The following is a 17,044-nucleotide window of genomic DNA, read 5'->3' on the forward strand; positions in this document are numbered from 1 at the left end:
TGCTAGCGCGGATATGCGATTTGTCGCTTGCGAGGTGTTTGTGACACGTTCAACCGCGCAGCACAGATGCGGGTGTCAGCGTGGGAGTAATCGTGGCGGCGACAACCGGCCTGCCCAATTGCCGCAGCCAGCGATAGTGCGAGGCGATGCCGGCAGCGAACGTGCGATGCTCGCGATAGGTCACACCGTACTCGCGGCAGGTGTCCTCCACCACGCGCGCGACCTGTGGGTAGTGCACGTGCGAGATGCGCGGAAACAGGTGGTGCTCCACCTGAAAATTCAGGCCGCCGATCAGCCAGCCGAGTACGCGGTTGCCGCGTGCGAAATCCACCGTGGTTTCCAGCTGATGGATCGCCCATGGCGTGTCCATCTGCTGGCCGCCTTCCTTGGGTACGGGAAATGCGGCTTCTTCCACCACGTGCGCCATCTGGAACACCAGCGCCAGCAGCACGCCGGCGACGGCGGCGGTCACCGTGTAGAACAGCAGCACGGCGCCGATCGAATGGAAGACCAGCGGCAGTCCGAACGCAAGGGTGAAGAACGCCAGCTTGCCGACCAAGAACACAACCAGATCCCCGCCGCGCGGGCGCGCGAACGGACGTTCGCCGATGGTGCCGGTGATCATGTCGCGGAAGTCACCATACAGATGCCAGCGGATCGCGGTGACGCCGTACAGCACCCACAGATAGATATGCTGCCAGCGGTGCCAGGTCCGCCGCGGCTGTTGGGGCGAGAGGCGTCCAAGCACGCCAAGGTCAATGTCGCTGTCGTGGCCGGCGACGTTGACCCAGGTATGGTGGAAGCGTGCGTGCTTCCACTGCCAGATGTACGAGCTGCCGCCGACCAGATCCAGCGTCATCGCCATCAGCCGATTGATCCAGCGGCGCTCCGAATACGCCTGATGGCCACCGTCGTGCATGATGTTGAAGCCGATTCCGGCCATTGCCGCGCCCAGCACGAGAGCCAACGGCAGTGCCTGCCACCACGTCCCGGCAAAGAACACCAGCGCGACATAGGCCAGCGCGAACGTGGCGAGGATGACTGTCGTCTTCAGATACATCTGTGCGCTGTCGCGCTGGCGGGTGCCGCTGTGCTTGAACTCGGCATCGACGCGGCGCCGCAGTTCGCGATGGAACGAATTGTCACCGCTGAACTTCAGCCGCTCACCCAATCGATCAGCATGGGCATCAGCTGGTAGCGAGTCGGCAGAGGAGTCCCCGCGATGTGATGAATCGAGGGACATGACATGGCCTGGCGAATGATCAGACATTCATCTTACGTGATCGTAGGTAACAGGAATGTTGGCCGCCGTCGCGAAAGCGGGCCTGCCTGCTGGCACCAGTGAGAAGCTGGTGCTGGCGGCGCGGGTTAGTTCGCCGCCTTGAACGTCACCACCAGCACGTCGCGGTGTGCCGGCTTGGTGGGATCGAGCGGTGTCACCGCGGTAACGCCGTGGTAGACACGGGCATCGTCGACCAGGGCAGCGTCCAGTGCATGGGTCAGCGTGAAGCTGCCCAGCAAGGTGCCGTCGTGGGCGTGGATGGTGGTGGTGCCGCTCTCGATGTTGCTGCGATCGATCAGCAGCACCAGCACATAGTCGACACCATCGCGGTGCACGCCTTCCGGGGTCGGTTCACCGGCTTCGTCGGCGCGGGCCTCGATGCGGAACTGGTGCACTTCGATATGCCAGCGACGGGTTGCCGGCGCCAGGGTGCCGAACAGTTCCCGGCTGAAGGCCAGGATGCGATGCAGGCTGGTTCCGTCAGCGGTGGTCGGATGTACCGGTTCAAACCAGCGCTGGATGTCACCTTGCAAAGGGTTGTAGTTGAGGCTCTGGTAGTGCGGCTGGTGCGGCTCGCGACGGATTTCGCCAGTGGCGTCGGCAGAGAACACGGCATGGCGGCGGCGGCGGTAGCGGCCGCGCGTGGCGAGGTAGGTGTCGGGTGCCAGGTCATTCCAGCTGGCAGCGAAGACAGCCCAGTCGCTCAGCGCCGACGGGGCCTGCAGCAGGTCACGCATGTGCTCGGCGGTGGCGAAGGCAAAGCCATCGTGCTGCAGCTGGTTGTGCAGGGTGGACGTATCGGGAGAGGAGGGCATGCGAATACGTTAGCAGGACTAGGCTGAAGCGGCGCTGGTTCGACAGGAGGCAGATGGTGTCAGTTCGTCCATGAGGCGGGTAGTCGAGTGTTACTGCCGTCGAATTTGTCTGTAGCCGGCGCGAAACGAACGCGGCAAGCCAGGCCATGCTTTTCGGGAGCTGGGCTCCCTGCCCATGGCTGCCGGCGCAGCCGTGGAAATGAACGGGTTGCCGGTGAGGTCGGGATGGTATTGCCGGGTTCGGGGTTCATGAAATCCCCCGAATGACGGCTTGAAGAGCCAGGAGGCCGTTTGTGACGCATCCGTGACCACTGCATGATTCATATGACGAAAGGGTATATATACGTTTAGATGTTTAGACGTCTATTGACACATGATGTAGAGACGTTCAATATCCGCTTCACTCATCGAGACCGGCTGAGGGACAGGCCCTTTGAAGCCGGGGCAACCTGCGGAGCGTTTCCGCCACGGTGCCAACTCCTGCGGAGGTGCTTCGGCACTGACCGGTAGATGGGCGTCATCCGTACGCAGCTATCCGCTGCCGATTCCGGATATGGCGACCTTTCCGGTACTGCGCAGGGCGATGCCTACCGGAGAGCGAGATGACCTTCCTGCCCGAAACACGCTATATCGAGACCAGCCAGGCAGGGTTTGTCGATGGTCTGGAGTCGCGACACGCGCGACCGCAGCTGACCGCTCAGCGCAGTACGCGGCGGCTGCAGCTCACTCCGAAATACGGCAGCGGCCCGCGCGAGGTCGAGGTGCGCTACCTGTGGTGCGGCGCGCCGGATGCACCGACGCTGATCGTGCAGGGTGGCATCTCGGCGAGTCGCGACATCACCGCATTGGACGGCGACAGCACTCCGGGCTGGTGGCAGACGCTGGTTGGCACCGGTGCGGCGATCGATCTGGATCGCTGGCGCGTGCTGGCGATCGACTGGTTGACCCCGGCCGAGCTGGGCGTCGACTCGGTATCCAGCGAGGATCAGGCCGATGCGCTGGCCGCGCTGCTGCAGGCGCTGGCGATCCCGCATGCGCATGCCTTCGTCGGTTCCTCGTACGGCGCGATGGTGGCGCTGGCCTTCGCGGCGCGTCATCCGCGCCGCGTCGATCGGCTGCTGCTGCTGGCCGGCGCGCACCGACCCCATCCGCTGGCTACCGCGCAGCGCAGCGTGCAGCGCGGCATCGTGCGGCTCGGCCAGTCGACCGGTCGGGTCGACGAGGCGCTGGCGCTGGCGCGCCAGCTGGCGATCACCACCTACCGTGGTAGCGGTGAATTCGGCCGGCGCTTTGCCGGGGGGCCTGAATGGCGCGACGAGCGCTTCCATTTCCCGGTCGAGGACTATCTGGAGCACCAGGGGCGGCGCTTCGTCGAGCGCTTCGATGCGGATCGCTTCCTTGCGTTATCCGAATCGATCGACCTGCATGACGTGACGCCGGAGCAGATTCCGACGCCGGCCACTCTGATCGGTTTCCCGTCCGACCGGCTGGTGCCGCTGGCCGACCTGTGCGAGTTGCAGCGCCGCCTGCATGGCCCGGCCACGCTGGAAGTGGTCGAGTCGCCGTACGGCCACGACGCCTTCCTCAAGGAACCCGAGCAGCTCGCGCCGCTGTTGCGCGAAGCGCTGGCCTGATTCACGACCTCATTCATTGCAAGCAAGAGCCGGAGATCCATCATGAGCGAGTCTGCCCCCTGTACCCGCGCCGTGCGCGCCGGCATCGAAAGCGACACCCAGCACGGCGCGGTGGTGCCGCCACTGCACCTGTCGACCAATTACAGCTTTCAAGGCCTGGGCGGGAAGCGGCCGTACGACTATTCGCGCAGCGGCAATCCCACCCGTGACCTGCTCGGCAATGCGCTGGCGGAGCTGGAGCAGGGCGCCGGCGCGGTGGTGACCTCCAGCGGCATGTCGGCGGTGGCGCTGGCGCTGGAACTGGTGCCAGCCGGGGCGAAGGTGCTGGCTGCGCACGATTGCTACGGTGGCACTTGGCGCTTGCTGGATGCGTGGGCGAAGAAAGGTCGTTTCAGCGTCGAGTTCGCCGACCTGACCGACAGCGTGTCGCTCGCCACTGGTTTGGCGCAGAAGCCTGCGCTGGTCTGGGTGGAGACGCCATCCAACCCCTTGCTGCGGATCACCGACATTCGCCACGTGGCGCAGGCTGCACATGCGGTCGGCGCGCTGGTGGTGGTCGACAATACCTTCCTGTCGCCGGCACTGCAGCAGCCGTTGCTGCTCGGCGCGGACGTGGTGGTCCACTCGACCACCAAGTACATCAATGGCCATAGTGATGTGGTCGGTGGCGCGGTGGTGGCGCGCGAGCCGGCCGTGTTCGAGCAGCTGAAATGGTGGGCCAACTGCAACGGTCTCACCGGCGCGCCGTTCGACAGCTATCTCACCTTGCGCGGCTTGCGTACCTTGTCGGTTCGCCTGCGTCAGCACCAGGAAAATGCCGAACGCATTGCCGCGCAGCTGGATGCCCATCCGGCCGTACGCAAGGTGTATTACCCCGGCCTCGCCAGCCATGCCGGCCATGCCCTGGCCGCGCGCCAGCAGCAAGGCTTTGGCGCCATGCTCAGTTTCGAGCTGGAAGGCGACGTGACCCAGATCGAGGCTTTCGTCGACGGCTTGCAGTATTTCTCGCTGGCCGAGTCGCTCGGCGGTGTGGAAAGCCTGATCGCGCATCCGGCATCGATGACGCATTCGGCGATGGCAGTGGAGGCGCGCCGCGCCGCTGGCATCGCCGACAGCCTGCTGCGGCTGTCGGTGGGCATCGAGGATGGCGATGACCTGCTGCGTGATCTCGATGCGGCCCTGCTGCGCGCCAGCGTCGTGGACAAATCGAAACGCCGGGTGATCGCATGAGCGCGGTGCTGGATGTTGATGCCACTGCAGGAGCGACTTCAGTCGCGACAGCGCTGCGTACGGTGGTCGCGGCTGAAGCCGCTGCTACAACAACCATCGCGATCGTGCTGCTGGGTACCGGCGTGGTCGGCGGCGCGCTGCTGAAGCTGCTCAACACGCCTGCCGCTGTCAGTGTGCGACTGGTAGGCGCGGCCAATTCACGTCGGCAGCAGACCGTTGCGGCCAGCCTCGCCAACCGCAACCTGCGCGAGCAATTGAACAACAGCCAGGGCGATGCGCGCGACAACGCCGGCCTGCTGGCGGCGCTGGATGCCAGTGGCGCGGCAGTGAAGGTCATCGTCGATGCCACCGCCAGTGCGCCGCTGGCATCGCGTCACGCCGAGTGGCTGGGGCGTGGTTATCATGTGGTCACCGCAAACAAGGCGCTGGCTGGCGGCGAGCTGCCCGGCTGGCGTGCGCTGCAGGCGGCGGTCGTCAACGGCGGTCGTTACGGCGATTCGGCCACGGTCGGTGCCGGCTTGCCGGTACTGTCCACCCTGCGTCGCCTGCGCAGCTGCGGTGATGCGCTACTCACGCTGGAAGGCGTGTTCTCCGGTTCGCTGTCATGGCTGTTCAACCAGTACGACGGCAGCCGCCCGTTTTCCGCGCTGCTGTCTGAAGCGCGCAAGCTCGGCTATACCGAGCCCGATCCACGCTCGGACCTTTCCGGCGAGGACGTGGCGCGCAAGCTGCTGATCATCGCCCGCAATGCAGGTTTCGCGCTGGGCACCGACGAGGTGGATGTGCAGGGACTGGTGCCCGAGCCGTTGCGTGCGCTGGATACGGAATCCTTCCTGGCCCGACTGGAGGAACTGGACGAGCCGCTCGCCAAGCTGCATGCCCAAGCGAAATCCCGTGGCAACGTATTGCGCTTCCTGGCCCGTCTCAACCAGCGCGGCCGCGCCCGCGTCGGTCTGGTCGAAGTGCCGCTGACCCATCCCGCCGCGCGCCTGTATGGCACCGACAACCAGTTCGCCCTCACCACCACCCGCTACAACACGCAGCCGCTGGTGATCCAGGGACCAGGCGCAGGGCCGGAAGTGACCGCGCAGGCTTTGCTGGGTGACGTGCTCGCGCTGGCCTGAATTCGTGTGGCAAATCCCGGTGCGCGATACGGGCCGGGACTCAATGCCCGGTGATGCGTTCGGAAGTTTCCTCATCCGGCGGCACCAGCGGTGCGTTCGGATCGATGTGTGCTTCCAGTTGCGCCGCTTCCACCGACGGCGTGCGCCAGCCGGACTTCACGCCCCACAGATAGAACGCCAGGCCGATCACCGCGACCACGCCCAGATCCACGCCGTAGGACAGGTAGCCCTGACCACCGAAGGTGGTACTGCCGGCCCACGAGACGAAAGCCAGCGTCGGTAGATAGCACACCAGCCACCAGGCCCCCTTCATCTGGCGGCCAAAGTCGTGCCATCCACTTTTGGCCTGGTAGTACAGGTACACCGGCAGTGCCACTACCATCAGCAGGATGATCTCGCCGGTGAGTGGCCACTTCGCCCAGTACAGCAGCTCGGTCGACATGATGAAGGCGATGCCGGCGAGCACCGGCAGGCCAGCCAATCGCAGCGGGCGGTGCAGTCCCGGTGCGGTGCGGCGCAACGTCATCACGCTGACCGGACCGGTCAGGTAGGAAATGATCGTCGCCACCGAGATCACTGCTGCCAGCGTACCCCAGCCGCGGAAGAAGAACAGGAACAGGAACGACACCGCGAGGTTCAGCCACATCGCGGGACGCGGCACGCCCCACTTCGGATGCACGCGGCCGAGTATCTTCGGCAAGGTGCCGTTGCGCTCCATGCCGTAGATCATCCGCGCGGTGGTGGCGGTATAGGTCATGCCGGTGCCGCTGGGGCTGATGAACGCGTCTATGTACAGCAGCATCGCCAGCCAGTGCAGGTTGACGATGATCGCCAGCTCGGCGAACGGCGAGCGGAAGTCTATGCCGTGCCAGCCGGTCTTGGCCAGCAGATCCGGCGGCACCGCGCCGATATAGGCGACCTGCAGGATGATGTAGACCACGGTGGCCAGCAGGATCGAGCCGACGATGGCGAACGGGATGCTCTTGCCCGGATTGCGCGCCTCGCCCGCCAGATTCACCGGGCTCTGGAAACCGTTGAAGCTGAACACGATGCCGGCGGTGGCGACCGCGGTGAGGATCGCCGCGAAATCGGTGGCGTGCGAGCCGCCATGAATGCCGACGGAGAAGTTTTCGCGATGGAAACCGCTGGCGATCAAGGCCACGCCAGTGAATGCCGGCACCACCAGCTTGAACACGGTGATTGCCGTATTGGAATGCGCGAACAGCTTCACGCTCCAGAAATTCAGCAGGAAATAGATGATCACCAGCACGGCGGCGATCGACAGGCCGATCACGCTCAGCTCGCCGTGACCGTCGGGCATGTGCATGTACAGATCGTGCGCCCATTGCCAGGGCCATGAGGCCATGTACTGCACCGAAGCCTCGGCCTCGACCGGGATCACCGAAACGATCGCGATCCAGTTCGCCCACGCGCCGATGAAGCCGACCAGCGAACCGTGCGAGTAGTGGCTGTAGCGCACCATGCCGCCGGATTCCGGAAACATCGCGCCCAGTTCGGCGTAAGTCAGCGCGATCGTCATGATGATCGCAGCACCCAGCACCCAGGCCCACACCGCACCCGGGCCGGCCAGGCCGGCGGCCTTCCACGCACCGAACAGCCAGCCGGAGCCGATGATCGAGCCCAGGCCGGTGAGCATCAGGGCGAATGGGCCGACGTCGCGGCGGATCGGACTGGATGAGGACATGCAGAGCTCCTGTACGGGCGCCAGTTGCGCCAAAAGAGCTCGATGGTTGCAGAGTACTCGCCCCATGTCACCCGTCACTGGTCACACCCGCCAGCGCTGACCGGCCAGTACGATGCCGCGCCTGGAGTTCTCGCCAAACGGAAACGGGCCGCTCGAGGCGGCCCGTTTCCATGTAACGCAGCAACGCGGGCTTACTTCAGCCCGGCGTCCTTGCGCAGTGCCTCGGCGCGGTCGGTCAGCTCCCACGAGAACGCGGTGAAGGCGTTGCCGTTGGCGTCCTTCATCTGGTGCGGGGTGCGGCCGAAGTGACCGTAACTGGCAGTCTGCTGGTACATCGGGTGGATCAGGTCGAGCATCTGCAGGATGCCGTACGGGCGCAGGTCGAAGTGCTTGCGGATCAGCTTCTCGATCTTCTCGTCGCTGATCTTGCCGGTGCCGAACGTGGTGACCGAGATCGAGGTCGGATGCGCCACGCCGATCGCATAGCTGACCTGCACCTCGCAGCGGTCGGCAATGCCGGCGGCGACGATGTTCTTAGCCACGTAGCGTGCGGCATAGGCGGCCGAGCGGTCGACCTTGGATGGATCCTTGCCGGAGAACGCACCGCCACCATGACGAGCCCAGCCGCCGTAGGTGTCGACGATGATCTTGCGGCCGGTCAGGCCGCAGTCGCCCACCGGTCCGCCGATCACGAACTTGCCGGTCGGGTTGATGTGGAACTTGGTGCCCTTGTGCAGCAACTTGGCCGGCAGCACCGGCTTGAGGATGTACTCGCGCACGGCCTCGATCAGGTCTTTCTGCTTCACGTCCGGATCGTGCTGGGTCGACAGCACCACGGCGTCGATGGCGGTGGCCACGCCGTTCTCGTAGCGCAAAGTGACCTGGCTCTTGGCATCCGGGCGCAGCCACGGCAGCGGCGAGTTCTTCTTCTTGCGGACCTTGGCCTGCTGCTCGACCAGGCGGTGCGAGTAGTAGATCGCCGCCGGCATCATGTCCTTGGTTTCGTTGGTGGCGTAGCCGAACATCAGGCCCTGGTCGCCCGCGCCCTGTTCTTCCGGCTTCTTGCGGTCCACGCCCTGGTTGATGTCCGGCGACTGCTTGCCGATCAGGTTGATCACGCCGCAGGTAGCGCCGTCGAAGCCGACGTCGCTGGAGTCGTAGCCGATGTCGACGATGACCTTGCGGGTGATCGCTTCCAGGTCGATCCATGCATCGGTGGTGATTTCACCAGCGACGATCGCCACGCCGGTCTTGACCATGGTTTCGCAGGCAACACGGGCACGCGGATCCTGCGCGACGATCGCGTCGAGCACGGCGTCGGAGATCTGGTCGGCGACTTTGTCCGGATGGCCTTCGGAGACCGATTCGGAGGTGAACAGGTAGTTGGACATCGCGGTATATATCCTTTCGTGCGGATAGAGAGATAAAGAAGCCCGACATGATACATCGCCGCGCCCGGTTTTGCAGCCCGGGCCGATTCTGGCGCCCGCAAGGTTAGGCGCATGTTCAGCCGTTTGGACGGCTGTCAGGGTGCCGTATCCATGTGACAGTGCGGTTTTTCAGGGGCGGCAGCTTTGACGGCTATTGGTGAAAACGGGTGAGGTGGCGCTCCCCGTCGATACCTCCCTGTCACGGCAGGGAGGCGTTCGATCGGTTACGCGGGGAGTGCCAGTTCGCTGCGCAACTGCTGCGCGGTGCCAACCATGTGGCGCAGCGCCAGTTCCACCTCGGGCCAGCCACGGGTCTTCAGCCCGCAATCGGGGTTGATCCACAGCTGGTCCGGTTGCAGTACGTCGAGCGCCTTGTGCAGCAGGTCGAGCATTTCGGCGGATTCAGGCACGCGTGGCGAGTGGATGTCGTACACGCCCGGACCGATGCCGTTGGGGTAGCGGAAGCGCACGAACGCGTCGAGCAATTCCATCCGCGAGCGGCTGGTCTCGATCGAGATCACATCGGCATCCATCGCCGCCACCGCATCGATGATGTCGTTGAACTCCGAGTAGCACATATGGGTGTGGATCTGCGTGGCGTCGCGCACGCCGCCGGCGGTGATGCGGAAGCATTCCACCGCCCATGCCAGATAGCTTGGCCATTCGTTGCGGCGCAGCGGCAGGCCTTCGCGCAGCGCCGGCTCGTCGATCTGGATCACGCGGATGCCGGCGGCTTCCAGGTCATGCACTTCGTCGCGCAAGGCCAGCGCGATCTGCCGGCAGACGGTCTCGCGCGGCAGATCATCGCGCACGAACGACCATTGAAGCATCGTCACCGGGCCGGTCAGCATGCCCTTCATCGGCTTTTCGGTCAGCGATTGCGCATAGCTCGACCAGTGCACGGTCATCGGTGCGCGGCGGGCGATGTCGCCATAGATCACCGGCGGCTTCACGCAGCGCGAACCGTAGCTCTGCACCCAGCCAAGCCTGGTGAACAGATAGCCGTCCAGTTGCTCGCCGAAGTATTCGACCATGTCGTTGCGTTCGGGCTCGCCGTGCACCAGGACGTCCAGACCGATGTGTTCCTGGAAACGCACCACACGTTCGACTTCGGCTTCCAGCAGGGCGTTGTAGGCGGCATCGTCCAGCTTGCCGGCACGATAGGCGGCCCGTGCCTTGCGCAACTCGTCGGTTTGCGGGAAGGAGCCGATCGTGGTGGTGGGCAGCGGCGGCAATGCCAAGGTCTCGGACTGTGTCAGCTGGCGTATGGCATAGCCGGAGCGGCGCAAGGTCGCTTGCGGGTTGAGCGTGCGCAGGCGGCTGCGAACCCCGGTGTCGATGACGCCAAGCGCTTGCGCCTGTGCGGTCAGCAGGGCCTGCTGCGCCGCCAACGCGGCATCGGCTTCCGGCAGCCCGGCGAGTGCGTCGGCATATACCCGCAGCTCCTCGATTTTCTGCCGGGCAAACGCCATGGGCGCGAGGCGCGATGGATCGAGTGCGGTTTCCGCCGCGAGATCGATCGGCACGTGCAGCAACGAGCAGGAGGGTGCGAGCCACAGGCGTTCGTTGCCGATGCGCGCCTGTGCCTTGTGCAATAGCGGTAACACGCGCTCGGGCTGGCTGCGCCAGATGTTGCGCCCATCGACCACGCCGACACTGAGGATGTGGCTGGCCGGCAGCGCATCCAGCACGCTGTCGAGCTGTTCCGGCGCACGCACCAGATCGATGTGCAGCCCATCCACCGGCAGCGTAGTCGCCAGTTTCAGGTTGTCGCCCAAGGCACCGAAGTAGCTCGCCAGCAGCAGCCGTGGCGTATGCGCTGGGGCCAGGGCCGCATAGGCGTGCCGATAGGCGGCGTGGTCATCGCCGTCCTGATCGAGCACCAGGCAAGGCTCGTCCAGTTGCACCCAGTCGGCACCGGCGTCAGCCAGTTGTCCAAGCAATTCGATGTAGACGGGCAGCAGCGCATCGAGCAAGTCCAGGCGGTCGCTGCCGTCGACCGTCTTGGAGAGCAGCAGGAATGAAACCGGACCGAGCAGCACCGGTCGCGCCTGATGCCCTTGTGCCTGCGCTTCGCGGAATTCGGCGAGTGGCTTGTCGCCGTTGAGCGCGAAACGCTGACCAGTCTCCAGTTCCGGCACCAGGTAGTGGTAGTTGGTATCGAACCACTTGGTCATTTCCAGCGCATGCAGGTCGTGGCCGTCGCGCTTGTGTCCGCGAGCCATCGCGAAATAGCAGTCCAGGGGATTTTTGGCGAACACCGGTCGATAGCGTGACGGGATGGCGTCAAACAACACGGCCGTGTCGAGTACATGGTCATACAGACTGAAATCGTTGCACGGCACGACATTGGCGCCAGCGTCCCTGGCTAGCTGCCAATGCCGTCGACGCAGCATGCTGGCGGTGTCGGAGAGTGCTTCTGCACTGATTTCGCCGCGCCAGTGTGATTCAAGCGAGCGCTTGAGTTCGCGCTTGAGGCCGATGCGCGGAAAGCCTGAATAGGTAACGAGTGACATGAAAATTCCTCTTGCAATGGGCAAAGAGGAACGAAGGGTGACCAGCATGATCGCTGTGCCTTTGACCTTCGCCCCCGCGGGCGAGCCGGCACTGCCGCAGGGCAAGCGAAACCAGCGCGTCTGCCGCACATGGCGACAGGCAGCGCACTGGCTCCGGTGTTCCCCCGCGGAAACGCCAGGTCGGACAGAAGCGCAAACGCACGCTTCCGGCTGAGGCAGGTATTCGGGCTCGTGGACGTACAGCTCGGCCTACTGTCCGTCGCTTCCCGGGCGCATCACGTCCAGTGCATGTAACGGAGGTCGTTTCCACATACCGCTGCGGGGCAGCGCCGGATTCACACCGGCTTCCCTTGAGTTATCTCTTTATTCGCATGAAGAGATAATTACCATCAGCGTGGCGAAAATTAGCCGTATGGACGTCCGAAGTCAAACCAGGGTCAGGTGATGCAGGAGCAGCGAGTCGGCTTGCTGCCAATTGACCGCTCGCTAACGATCGAATCGACCGGCGGTCACGCAGGGCGATCGTGGCTCAGGCGGCCAGCTGCTCGCCGGCGGCGAGTGCGGCGAAGTAGTCGCGGGTCAGGCGCAGCTGCGCCTCGGCCGATTCGGCGCGATTGACGACCTGCCGGAATGCGGCATTTTCCGGCCGATCCTTGGCATACCAGCCCAGGTGCTTGCGCGCGATGCGCACGCCGGCCAGTTCGCCATAGAACGCGTAGAGCTGTTCGAGATGGCCCAGCAGGATCGTGCCGACCTCGGTCGGTCCCGGTTCGGGCAGCAGCTCACCGGTAGCCAGATAGTGCGCGATTTCGCGGAAGATCCACGGTCGTCCCTGCGCGCCACGCCCGATCATCAGTGCATCGGCACCGGTGATGTCGAGTACGTGGCGCGCCTGCTGCGGCGTACTGACGTCACCGTTCGCCAGCACCGGGATGCGCACGGCTGCCTTCACCGCCGTGATGGTGTCGTACTCGGCGTCGCCTTCGTATTTGTCGGCGCGAGTGCGCCCATGCACGGCCAGCGCCGCGATGCCGTTGTCCTGGGCAATGTGCGCGATGTTCAGTGCGTTCTTGTTCTGCCGATCCCAGCCGGTGCGGATCTTCAAAGTCACCGGCACCTCGACGGCATCGACGACGGCCTTGACGATGCGCGCCACCAGCGGTTCGTCCTGCAGCAGGGCCGAGCCCGACCACACGTTGCAGACCTTCTTGGCGGGGCAGCCCATGTTGATGTCGATCAGCTGCGCGCCGTTGGCGACGTTGAAACGTGCCGCCTCGGCCAGCATGGCCGGGTCATAGCCGGCGATCTGCACGCTCACCGGTTCGGGTTCGCCGACGTGGTCCATCCGCTGCAACGATTTGCGCGTATGCCACAGGCGCGGATCGGCATTGGTCATTTCCGACACGGCCAGCCCCGCGCCGAGCCGCTTGCACAGCAGGCGGAACGGCTTGTCGGTGACACCCGCCATCGGAGCGAGTACCACGGGCGGGTCGATGAGGTAAGGGCCGATGCGCATCCGCGCATTGTAGCCGGCCGGGCCGCTGCGAGCCCGGCGGTGTCAATGCGTCGGCAGGAGCCGCAGCGGCTGCGCCTGGTGCTTGTGCCTGAACAGCGGCACGAACAGGAGCGCCATGACCAGCGAATATCCGGCAAAGGCCAGCCAGATGCCGTGCCAGTCCTTGCAGATGGCGACGGTGTCGTCGCAGGCGTGGTTGGTGAAGAAGCGGTCGATCATCCAGCCCGCGATCAGGCTGCCCAGCACCGCGCCTACGCCATTGGTCATCAGCATGAACAGGCCCTGCGCGCTGGCGCGGATCTTCGGGTCGGCCTGGCTCTCCACGAACAGCGAGCCCGAGATGTTGAAGAAGTCGAACGCCATGCCGTAGATGATGCAGGAGAGCACGATCATCCACAGGCCGCCGGCCGGATTGCCAAGCCCGAACAGGCCGAAGCGCAGCACCCAGGCCAGCATGCTCATCGTCATCACCGCCTTGATGCCGAAGCGCTTGAGGAAGAACGGGATGGTGAGGATGAACGCGGTTTCGGAGAACTGCGAGATGGAGATGATGATGGTGGAGTACTTCACCGTCAGCAGGTTGGCGTAGGCCGGCACCTTGACGAAGTCGCTGAGGAAGGCGTCACCGTAGGCGTTGGTGAGCTGCAGCGCCGCACCCAGCAGCATGGCGAAGATGAAGAACACCGCCATGTTGCGGTTCTTGAACAGCACGAACGAGGTGAGGCCGAGCCGATCCATCACGCTGCGGCTGTGCGCAGCATCGAGCTTCGGCGGGCACTTGGGCAGGGTGAAGGCGTACAGGCCCAGCAGCAGCGAAGCGCCCGCGGCCACGTGGAACTGCGCGGCGGAGGCCTTGAAACCCAGCAGGCTGGTTGTCCAGGTGGCGGCGATGAAGCCGACGGTGCCCCACACGCGGATCGGTGGATAGGTACTCACCACGTCCAGCCCATCCTGCTTCAGCGCGTTGTACGCCACCGCGATGGCGAGCGAGATGGTGGGCATGTAGAAACACATGTACAGCAGCACCACCCAGAACATCTGCTGCGGATCGTTTGCAAACGGAATCGCGAGCAACACCGCCGCACCCAGGATGTGGAACAGCCCGTACAGGCGTTCGGCATTGACCCACTTGTCCGCCACGATGCCCGCCAGCGAAGGCATGAACAGCGAGGCGATGCCCATCGTCGAGAAGATCGCGCCGAAGCTGGTGCCCGACCAGTGCAAGGTCTGGAACCACCACGTGCCGATGGTCAGCAACCAGGCGCCCCAGATGTAGTACTGCATGAAGTTCATCACGATCAGGCGAAGCTTCAGATTCACGGGCAGGTATCCGGCATGTATGTCCCCTGACGCAGCCGAGGGAACTGCCCCGTGGCCACCAGCCGGGGCAGGTTAGAGGAAGCTGCGGCGAACCGGCAAGGCGCGCTGCAGCGACCATCCGTCACCAGCCGCAAAGATCATCCGTCGCTCCCATCGCGAGCACCCCGAATTTATTGGTAGGAGCCCACCCTGTCCACAAGAGGGGACTTCCTACGGTCGTGCGCGATGCTCTGGTGTCAATCGTGCGAAGAGCATCGCGCACGGGGCGCGTTCCACAAGAAACCGGATTGCTGTGCGCCCTGTGTAGGAGCGGCTTCAGCCGCGACCGCAAGGTAACGGCCTGCATGGGGCTGGCCGCGACTGAAGTCGCTCCACTCGCGGCGCTTCAAGCCAAGGCAGCGCCTACGCGCTCGCGCAGCACCGGCAGCAGCTCCGTCTCGAACCACGGATTGCGCACCAGCCACAACCGGTTGCGTGGGCTCGGATGCGGCAGTGGCAGCCGGCCGTGCGCAAGATGCTCGCGCCATCCCTGCACGGTGTCGGTGAGGCGCGTGCCACGCGGCACGCCGAGGATGCCGGCCTGCGCGTACTGCCCGATCACCAGGGTCAGCCGAACCTGTTTCAGCAGCGGCAACAGTCGTGGATGCCAGGTCGGTGCGCATTCCGGCCGCGGCGGCAGGTCGCCACCTCGCCCGGTGCCGGGGAAACAGAAACCCATCGGCACGATTGCAATGCGGCTGGCGTCGTAGAACGTCTCGCGATCGATGCCCAGCCACTCGCGCAAGCGCTCGCCGCTGACGTCGTTGAACGGGATGCCGGTCTCGTGCACCTTGTGCCCCGGCGCCTGGCTGACGATCAGCAACCTAGCAGTCGACGATGCCTGCAGCACCGGTCGCGGGCCCAACGGGAGATGCGCCGCGCAGATCCGGCAGGCACGGATTTCGGTGAGCAATGGGCCGAGGCGATCAGACATGTCGACTCCCGATCAAGGCAGCAATTTGCCCGGATTGAGGATGCCGTCCGGATCGAAGGCAGCCTTGATGTTGCGCATCAGGCCCAGTGTGTTCGAGGACAAGGCCAACGGCATGAATTCGCGCTTGACCATGCCGATGCCATGCTCGCCGGAAAGCGTGCCTTCCAGCCGGATCACCAGCGCAAACACCTCGGCGAGGCAGGCATGCGCCCGATCGCGTTCGGCGTCGTCGCGCGGCAGCAGGTTCACGTGCAGGTTGCCGTTGCCCGCGTGGCCAAAGGTGACGATCAGCACGTCATGCTTCGCCGACAGCTGCTTGATGCCATCGACCAGCTCGGGCAGGTGACTCACCGGCACCACTACGTCCTCGTTGATCTTGTTCGGCGAAATCGTCCGTTGCGCCGGCGACAGCGCCTTGCGTGCCGACCACAGCGCGCTGGTCTCCGCGGCGCTTTCGGCGATGCGCAGCTCCTCCAGGCCGTCACCACGCGCAGCCTGTGAAACGGCAGCGACCGCCGAAGGCAGCGTCTCCGCTTCGCCATCGACTTCGATCATCAGCATCGCGCCGGCCAGCGGCACGCTGTCGCCGCCATGCGCATGCGCCAGCTTCAACGCCACGTCGTCGATGAACTCCAGCGCGCACGGCGTCACCGGCTGCGCCATGATCCGCGCCACCGCGCGTGCCGCTGCGCCGACATCACGATAGGTGGCACGCAAGGTGCGCACCGCCGACGGTTTCGGCGTGAGTTTCAGGGTGGCCTCGGTGATCAGCGCCAGCGTGCCTTCCGAACCGATCAGCAAGCGGGTCAGGTCGTAACCAGTGGCACCCTTGCTGGTGTAAGTGCCGCAGCGGAAACCCTCGCCGCTGCCGGCGACCGCGCGCAGGCCCAGCGTGTTCTCGCGCGGACTGCCATATTTCACCGTGCGCGGGCCCGCCGAATTGCAGGCAAGGTTGCCGCCAATGCTGCACCAGGGTGCGGACGACGGATCGGGCGGCCAGAAAAAACCGTGTGGCGCCAGCGCCTGCTGCAGGTCGCCATTCAACACGCCCGGCTCGACCACCGCGAGGCGATTGTCCGGATCGATGCGCAGGATGCGATTCATCCGCTCGAAACTCACCACCACGCCACCGTCCACCGGTACCGTGGCGCCGGTGGTATTGCTGCCACGCCCGCGCGCAATCACCGGCACCTTGTGCGCACGACAGGCCTGCACCAACGCCTCGACCTGCGCATGTTCGGTGGGAAACGCCACCGCATCGGGCAACGCATGCAGGCGCGAGTTGTCGTACGAGTAGGCAATCCGTTCGGCTTCGCCGATGGCAAGCGCATCGGCGGCAAAGATGGCGCGAAGGTTGTCGAGCAGGGCGGATGGCAGCGTCATATGACCAGTCTAGCGCCGAACCGATGGTGGGCCCGCTGCATGCATGAGGGCATGCCAACAGGGTACTTCGCGCAACCCGGTCGTCATTCCGGTCAAGACCGGAATCGCGTTGCAGG

At 64.8% G+C, this 17,044-nt stretch carries 12 protein-coding genes and 2 riboswitches; of the genes, 3 read left to right on the plus strand and 9 right to left on the minus strand.

Annotated features, from left to right (window positions below):
- Positions 1 to 49: 49 nt before the first annotated feature.
- Positions 50 to 1,243 carry an acyl-CoA desaturase gene (locus B0E50_RS10000; protein WP_077441055.1) on the minus strand — a complete coding sequence of 398 codons (1,194 nt, stop codon included), beginning with the start codon at positions 1,241 to 1,243 and terminating at the stop codon, positions 50 to 52.
- Between the two features lie 125 nt (positions 1,244 to 1,368).
- Complete coding sequence (locus tag B0E50_RS10005) at positions 1,369 to 2,097, minus strand: 2OG-Fe dioxygenase family protein (RefSeq protein ID WP_077441056.1); 729 nt, start codon at positions 2,095 to 2,097, stop codon at positions 1,369 to 1,371.
- 401 nt (positions 2,098 to 2,498) lie between these two features.
- Positions 2,499 to 2,614, plus strand: a riboswitch (SAM riboswitch).
- 85 nt (positions 2,615 to 2,699) lie between these two features.
- Here B0E50_RS10005 and B0E50_RS10010 point away from each other — a divergent pair.
- Genes B0E50_RS10010 through B0E50_RS10020 form a run of 3 tightly spaced genes read left to right on the plus strand, consistent with a single transcriptional unit; the run spans position 2,700 to position 6,085 of the window.
- A complete protein-coding gene (locus tag B0E50_RS10010) occupies positions 2,700 to 3,731 on the plus strand; it encodes a homoserine O-succinyltransferase (RefSeq protein WP_077441057.1) in 1,032 nt (343 codons plus the stop codon).
- A gap of 42 nt (positions 3,732 to 3,773) precedes the next feature.
- The gene (metB, locus tag B0E50_RS10015) at positions 3,774 to 4,961 is read left to right on the plus strand and encodes a cystathionine gamma-synthase (RefSeq protein WP_077441058.1); all 1,188 of its coding nucleotides are present in this window, start codon (positions 3,774 to 3,776) and stop codon (positions 4,959 to 4,961) included.
- On the plus strand, positions 4,958 to 6,085 hold the full coding sequence (locus B0E50_RS10020; protein ID WP_077441059.1) for a homoserine dehydrogenase: 1,128 nt from the start codon (positions 4,958 to 4,960) through the stop codon (positions 6,083 to 6,085). The genes metB and B0E50_RS10020 overlap by 4 nt, the downstream gene beginning before the upstream one ends.
- A gap of 40 nt (positions 6,086 to 6,125) precedes the next feature.
- Here the strand turns inward: B0E50_RS10020 and B0E50_RS10025 are convergent, their stop codons facing one another.
- The 7 genes from B0E50_RS10025 to B0E50_RS10055 form a co-directional block, all read right to left on the minus strand.
- The gene (locus B0E50_RS10025) at positions 6,126 to 7,790 is read right to left on the minus strand and encodes an APC family permease (protein ID WP_077441350.1); all 1,665 of its coding nucleotides are present in this window, start codon (positions 7,788 to 7,790) and stop codon (positions 6,126 to 6,128) included.
- Positions 7,791 to 7,981: 191 nt separating this feature from the next.
- Complete coding sequence (metK, locus tag B0E50_RS10030) at positions 7,982 to 9,181, minus strand: methionine adenosyltransferase (protein ID WP_077441060.1); 1,200 nt, start codon at positions 9,179 to 9,181, stop codon at positions 7,982 to 7,984.
- Positions 9,182 to 9,444: 263 nt separating this feature from the next.
- Positions 9,445 to 11,736: a 5-methyltetrahydropteroyltriglutamate--homocysteine S-methyltransferase gene (gene metE / locus B0E50_RS10035; protein WP_077441061.1), complete on the minus strand. Its 2,292-nt coding sequence runs from the start codon at positions 11,734 to 11,736 to the stop codon at positions 9,445 to 9,447.
- A gap of 197 nt (positions 11,737 to 11,933) precedes the next feature.
- A riboswitch (cobalamin riboswitch) is annotated at positions 11,934 to 12,142 on the minus strand.
- A gap of 123 nt (positions 12,143 to 12,265) precedes the next feature.
- Positions 12,266 to 13,252: a tRNA dihydrouridine synthase DusB gene (gene dusB, locus B0E50_RS10040; protein ID WP_077441062.1), complete on the minus strand. Its 987-nt coding sequence runs from the start codon at positions 13,250 to 13,252 to the stop codon at positions 12,266 to 12,268.
- Positions 13,253 to 13,294: 42 nt separating this feature from the next.
- Entirely contained in the window at positions 13,295 to 14,572 is a 1,278-nt protein-coding gene (locus B0E50_RS10045; RefSeq protein ID WP_077441063.1) for a nucleoside permease, read from the minus strand.
- 385 nt (positions 14,573 to 14,957) lie between these two features.
- Positions 14,958 to 15,545 carry a uracil-DNA glycosylase family protein gene (locus B0E50_RS10050; protein WP_077441064.1) on the minus strand — a complete coding sequence of 196 codons (588 nt, stop codon included), beginning with the start codon at positions 15,543 to 15,545 and terminating at the stop codon, positions 14,958 to 14,960.
- A 12-nt stretch (positions 15,546 to 15,557) separates the two neighbouring features.
- A complete protein-coding gene (locus B0E50_RS10055) occupies positions 15,558 to 16,928 on the minus strand; it encodes an FAD-linked oxidase C-terminal domain-containing protein (protein ID WP_077441065.1) in 1,371 nt (456 codons plus the stop codon).
- Positions 16,929 to 17,044: the final 116 nt, after the last annotated feature.

Origin of the sequence: Rhodanobacter sp. C01 (assembly GCF_002001045.1) — a bacterium.
GTDB lineage: Bacteria > Pseudomonadota > Gammaproteobacteria > Xanthomonadales > Rhodanobacteraceae > Rhodanobacter.

Excerpts from the sequence above, each read along its gene's own strand:
- B0E50_RS10000 (WP_077441055.1), bottom strand. The coding sequence starts at position 1,243 with ATGTCCCTCGATTCATCACATCGCGGGGACTCCTCTGCCGACTCGCTA.
- B0E50_RS10005 (WP_077441056.1), bottom strand. The coding sequence starts at position 2,097 with ATGCCCTCCTCTCCCGATACGTCCACCCTGCACAACCAGCTGCAGCAC.
- B0E50_RS10010 (WP_077441057.1), top strand. The coding sequence starts at position 2,700 with ATGACCTTCCTGCCCGAAACACGCTATATCGAGACCAGCCAGGCAGGG.
- metB (WP_077441058.1), top strand. The coding sequence starts at position 3,774 with ATGAGCGAGTCTGCCCCCTGTACCCGCGCCGTGCGCGCCGGCATCGAA.
- B0E50_RS10020 (WP_077441059.1), top strand. The coding sequence starts at position 4,958 with ATGAGCGCGGTGCTGGATGTTGATGCCACTGCAGGAGCGACTTCAGTC.
- B0E50_RS10025 (WP_077441350.1), bottom strand. The coding sequence starts at position 7,790 with ATGTCCTCATCCAGTCCGATCCGCCGCGACGTCGGCCCATTCGCCCTG.
- metK (WP_077441060.1), bottom strand. The coding sequence starts at position 9,181 with ATGTCCAACTACCTGTTCACCTCCGAATCGGTCTCCGAAGGCCATCCG.
- metE (WP_077441061.1), bottom strand. The coding sequence starts at position 11,736 with ATGTCACTCGTTACCTATTCAGGCTTTCCGCGCATCGGCCTCAAGCGC.
- dusB (WP_077441062.1), bottom strand. The coding sequence starts at position 13,252 with ATGCGCATCGGCCCTTACCTCATCGACCCGCCCGTGGTACTCGCTCCG.
- B0E50_RS10050 (WP_077441064.1), bottom strand. The coding sequence starts at position 15,545 with ATGTCTGATCGCCTCGGCCCATTGCTCACCGAAATCCGTGCCTGCCGG.
- B0E50_RS10055 (WP_077441065.1), bottom strand. The coding sequence starts at position 16,928 with ATGACGCTGCCATCCGCCCTGCTCGACAACCTTCGCGCCATCTTTGCC.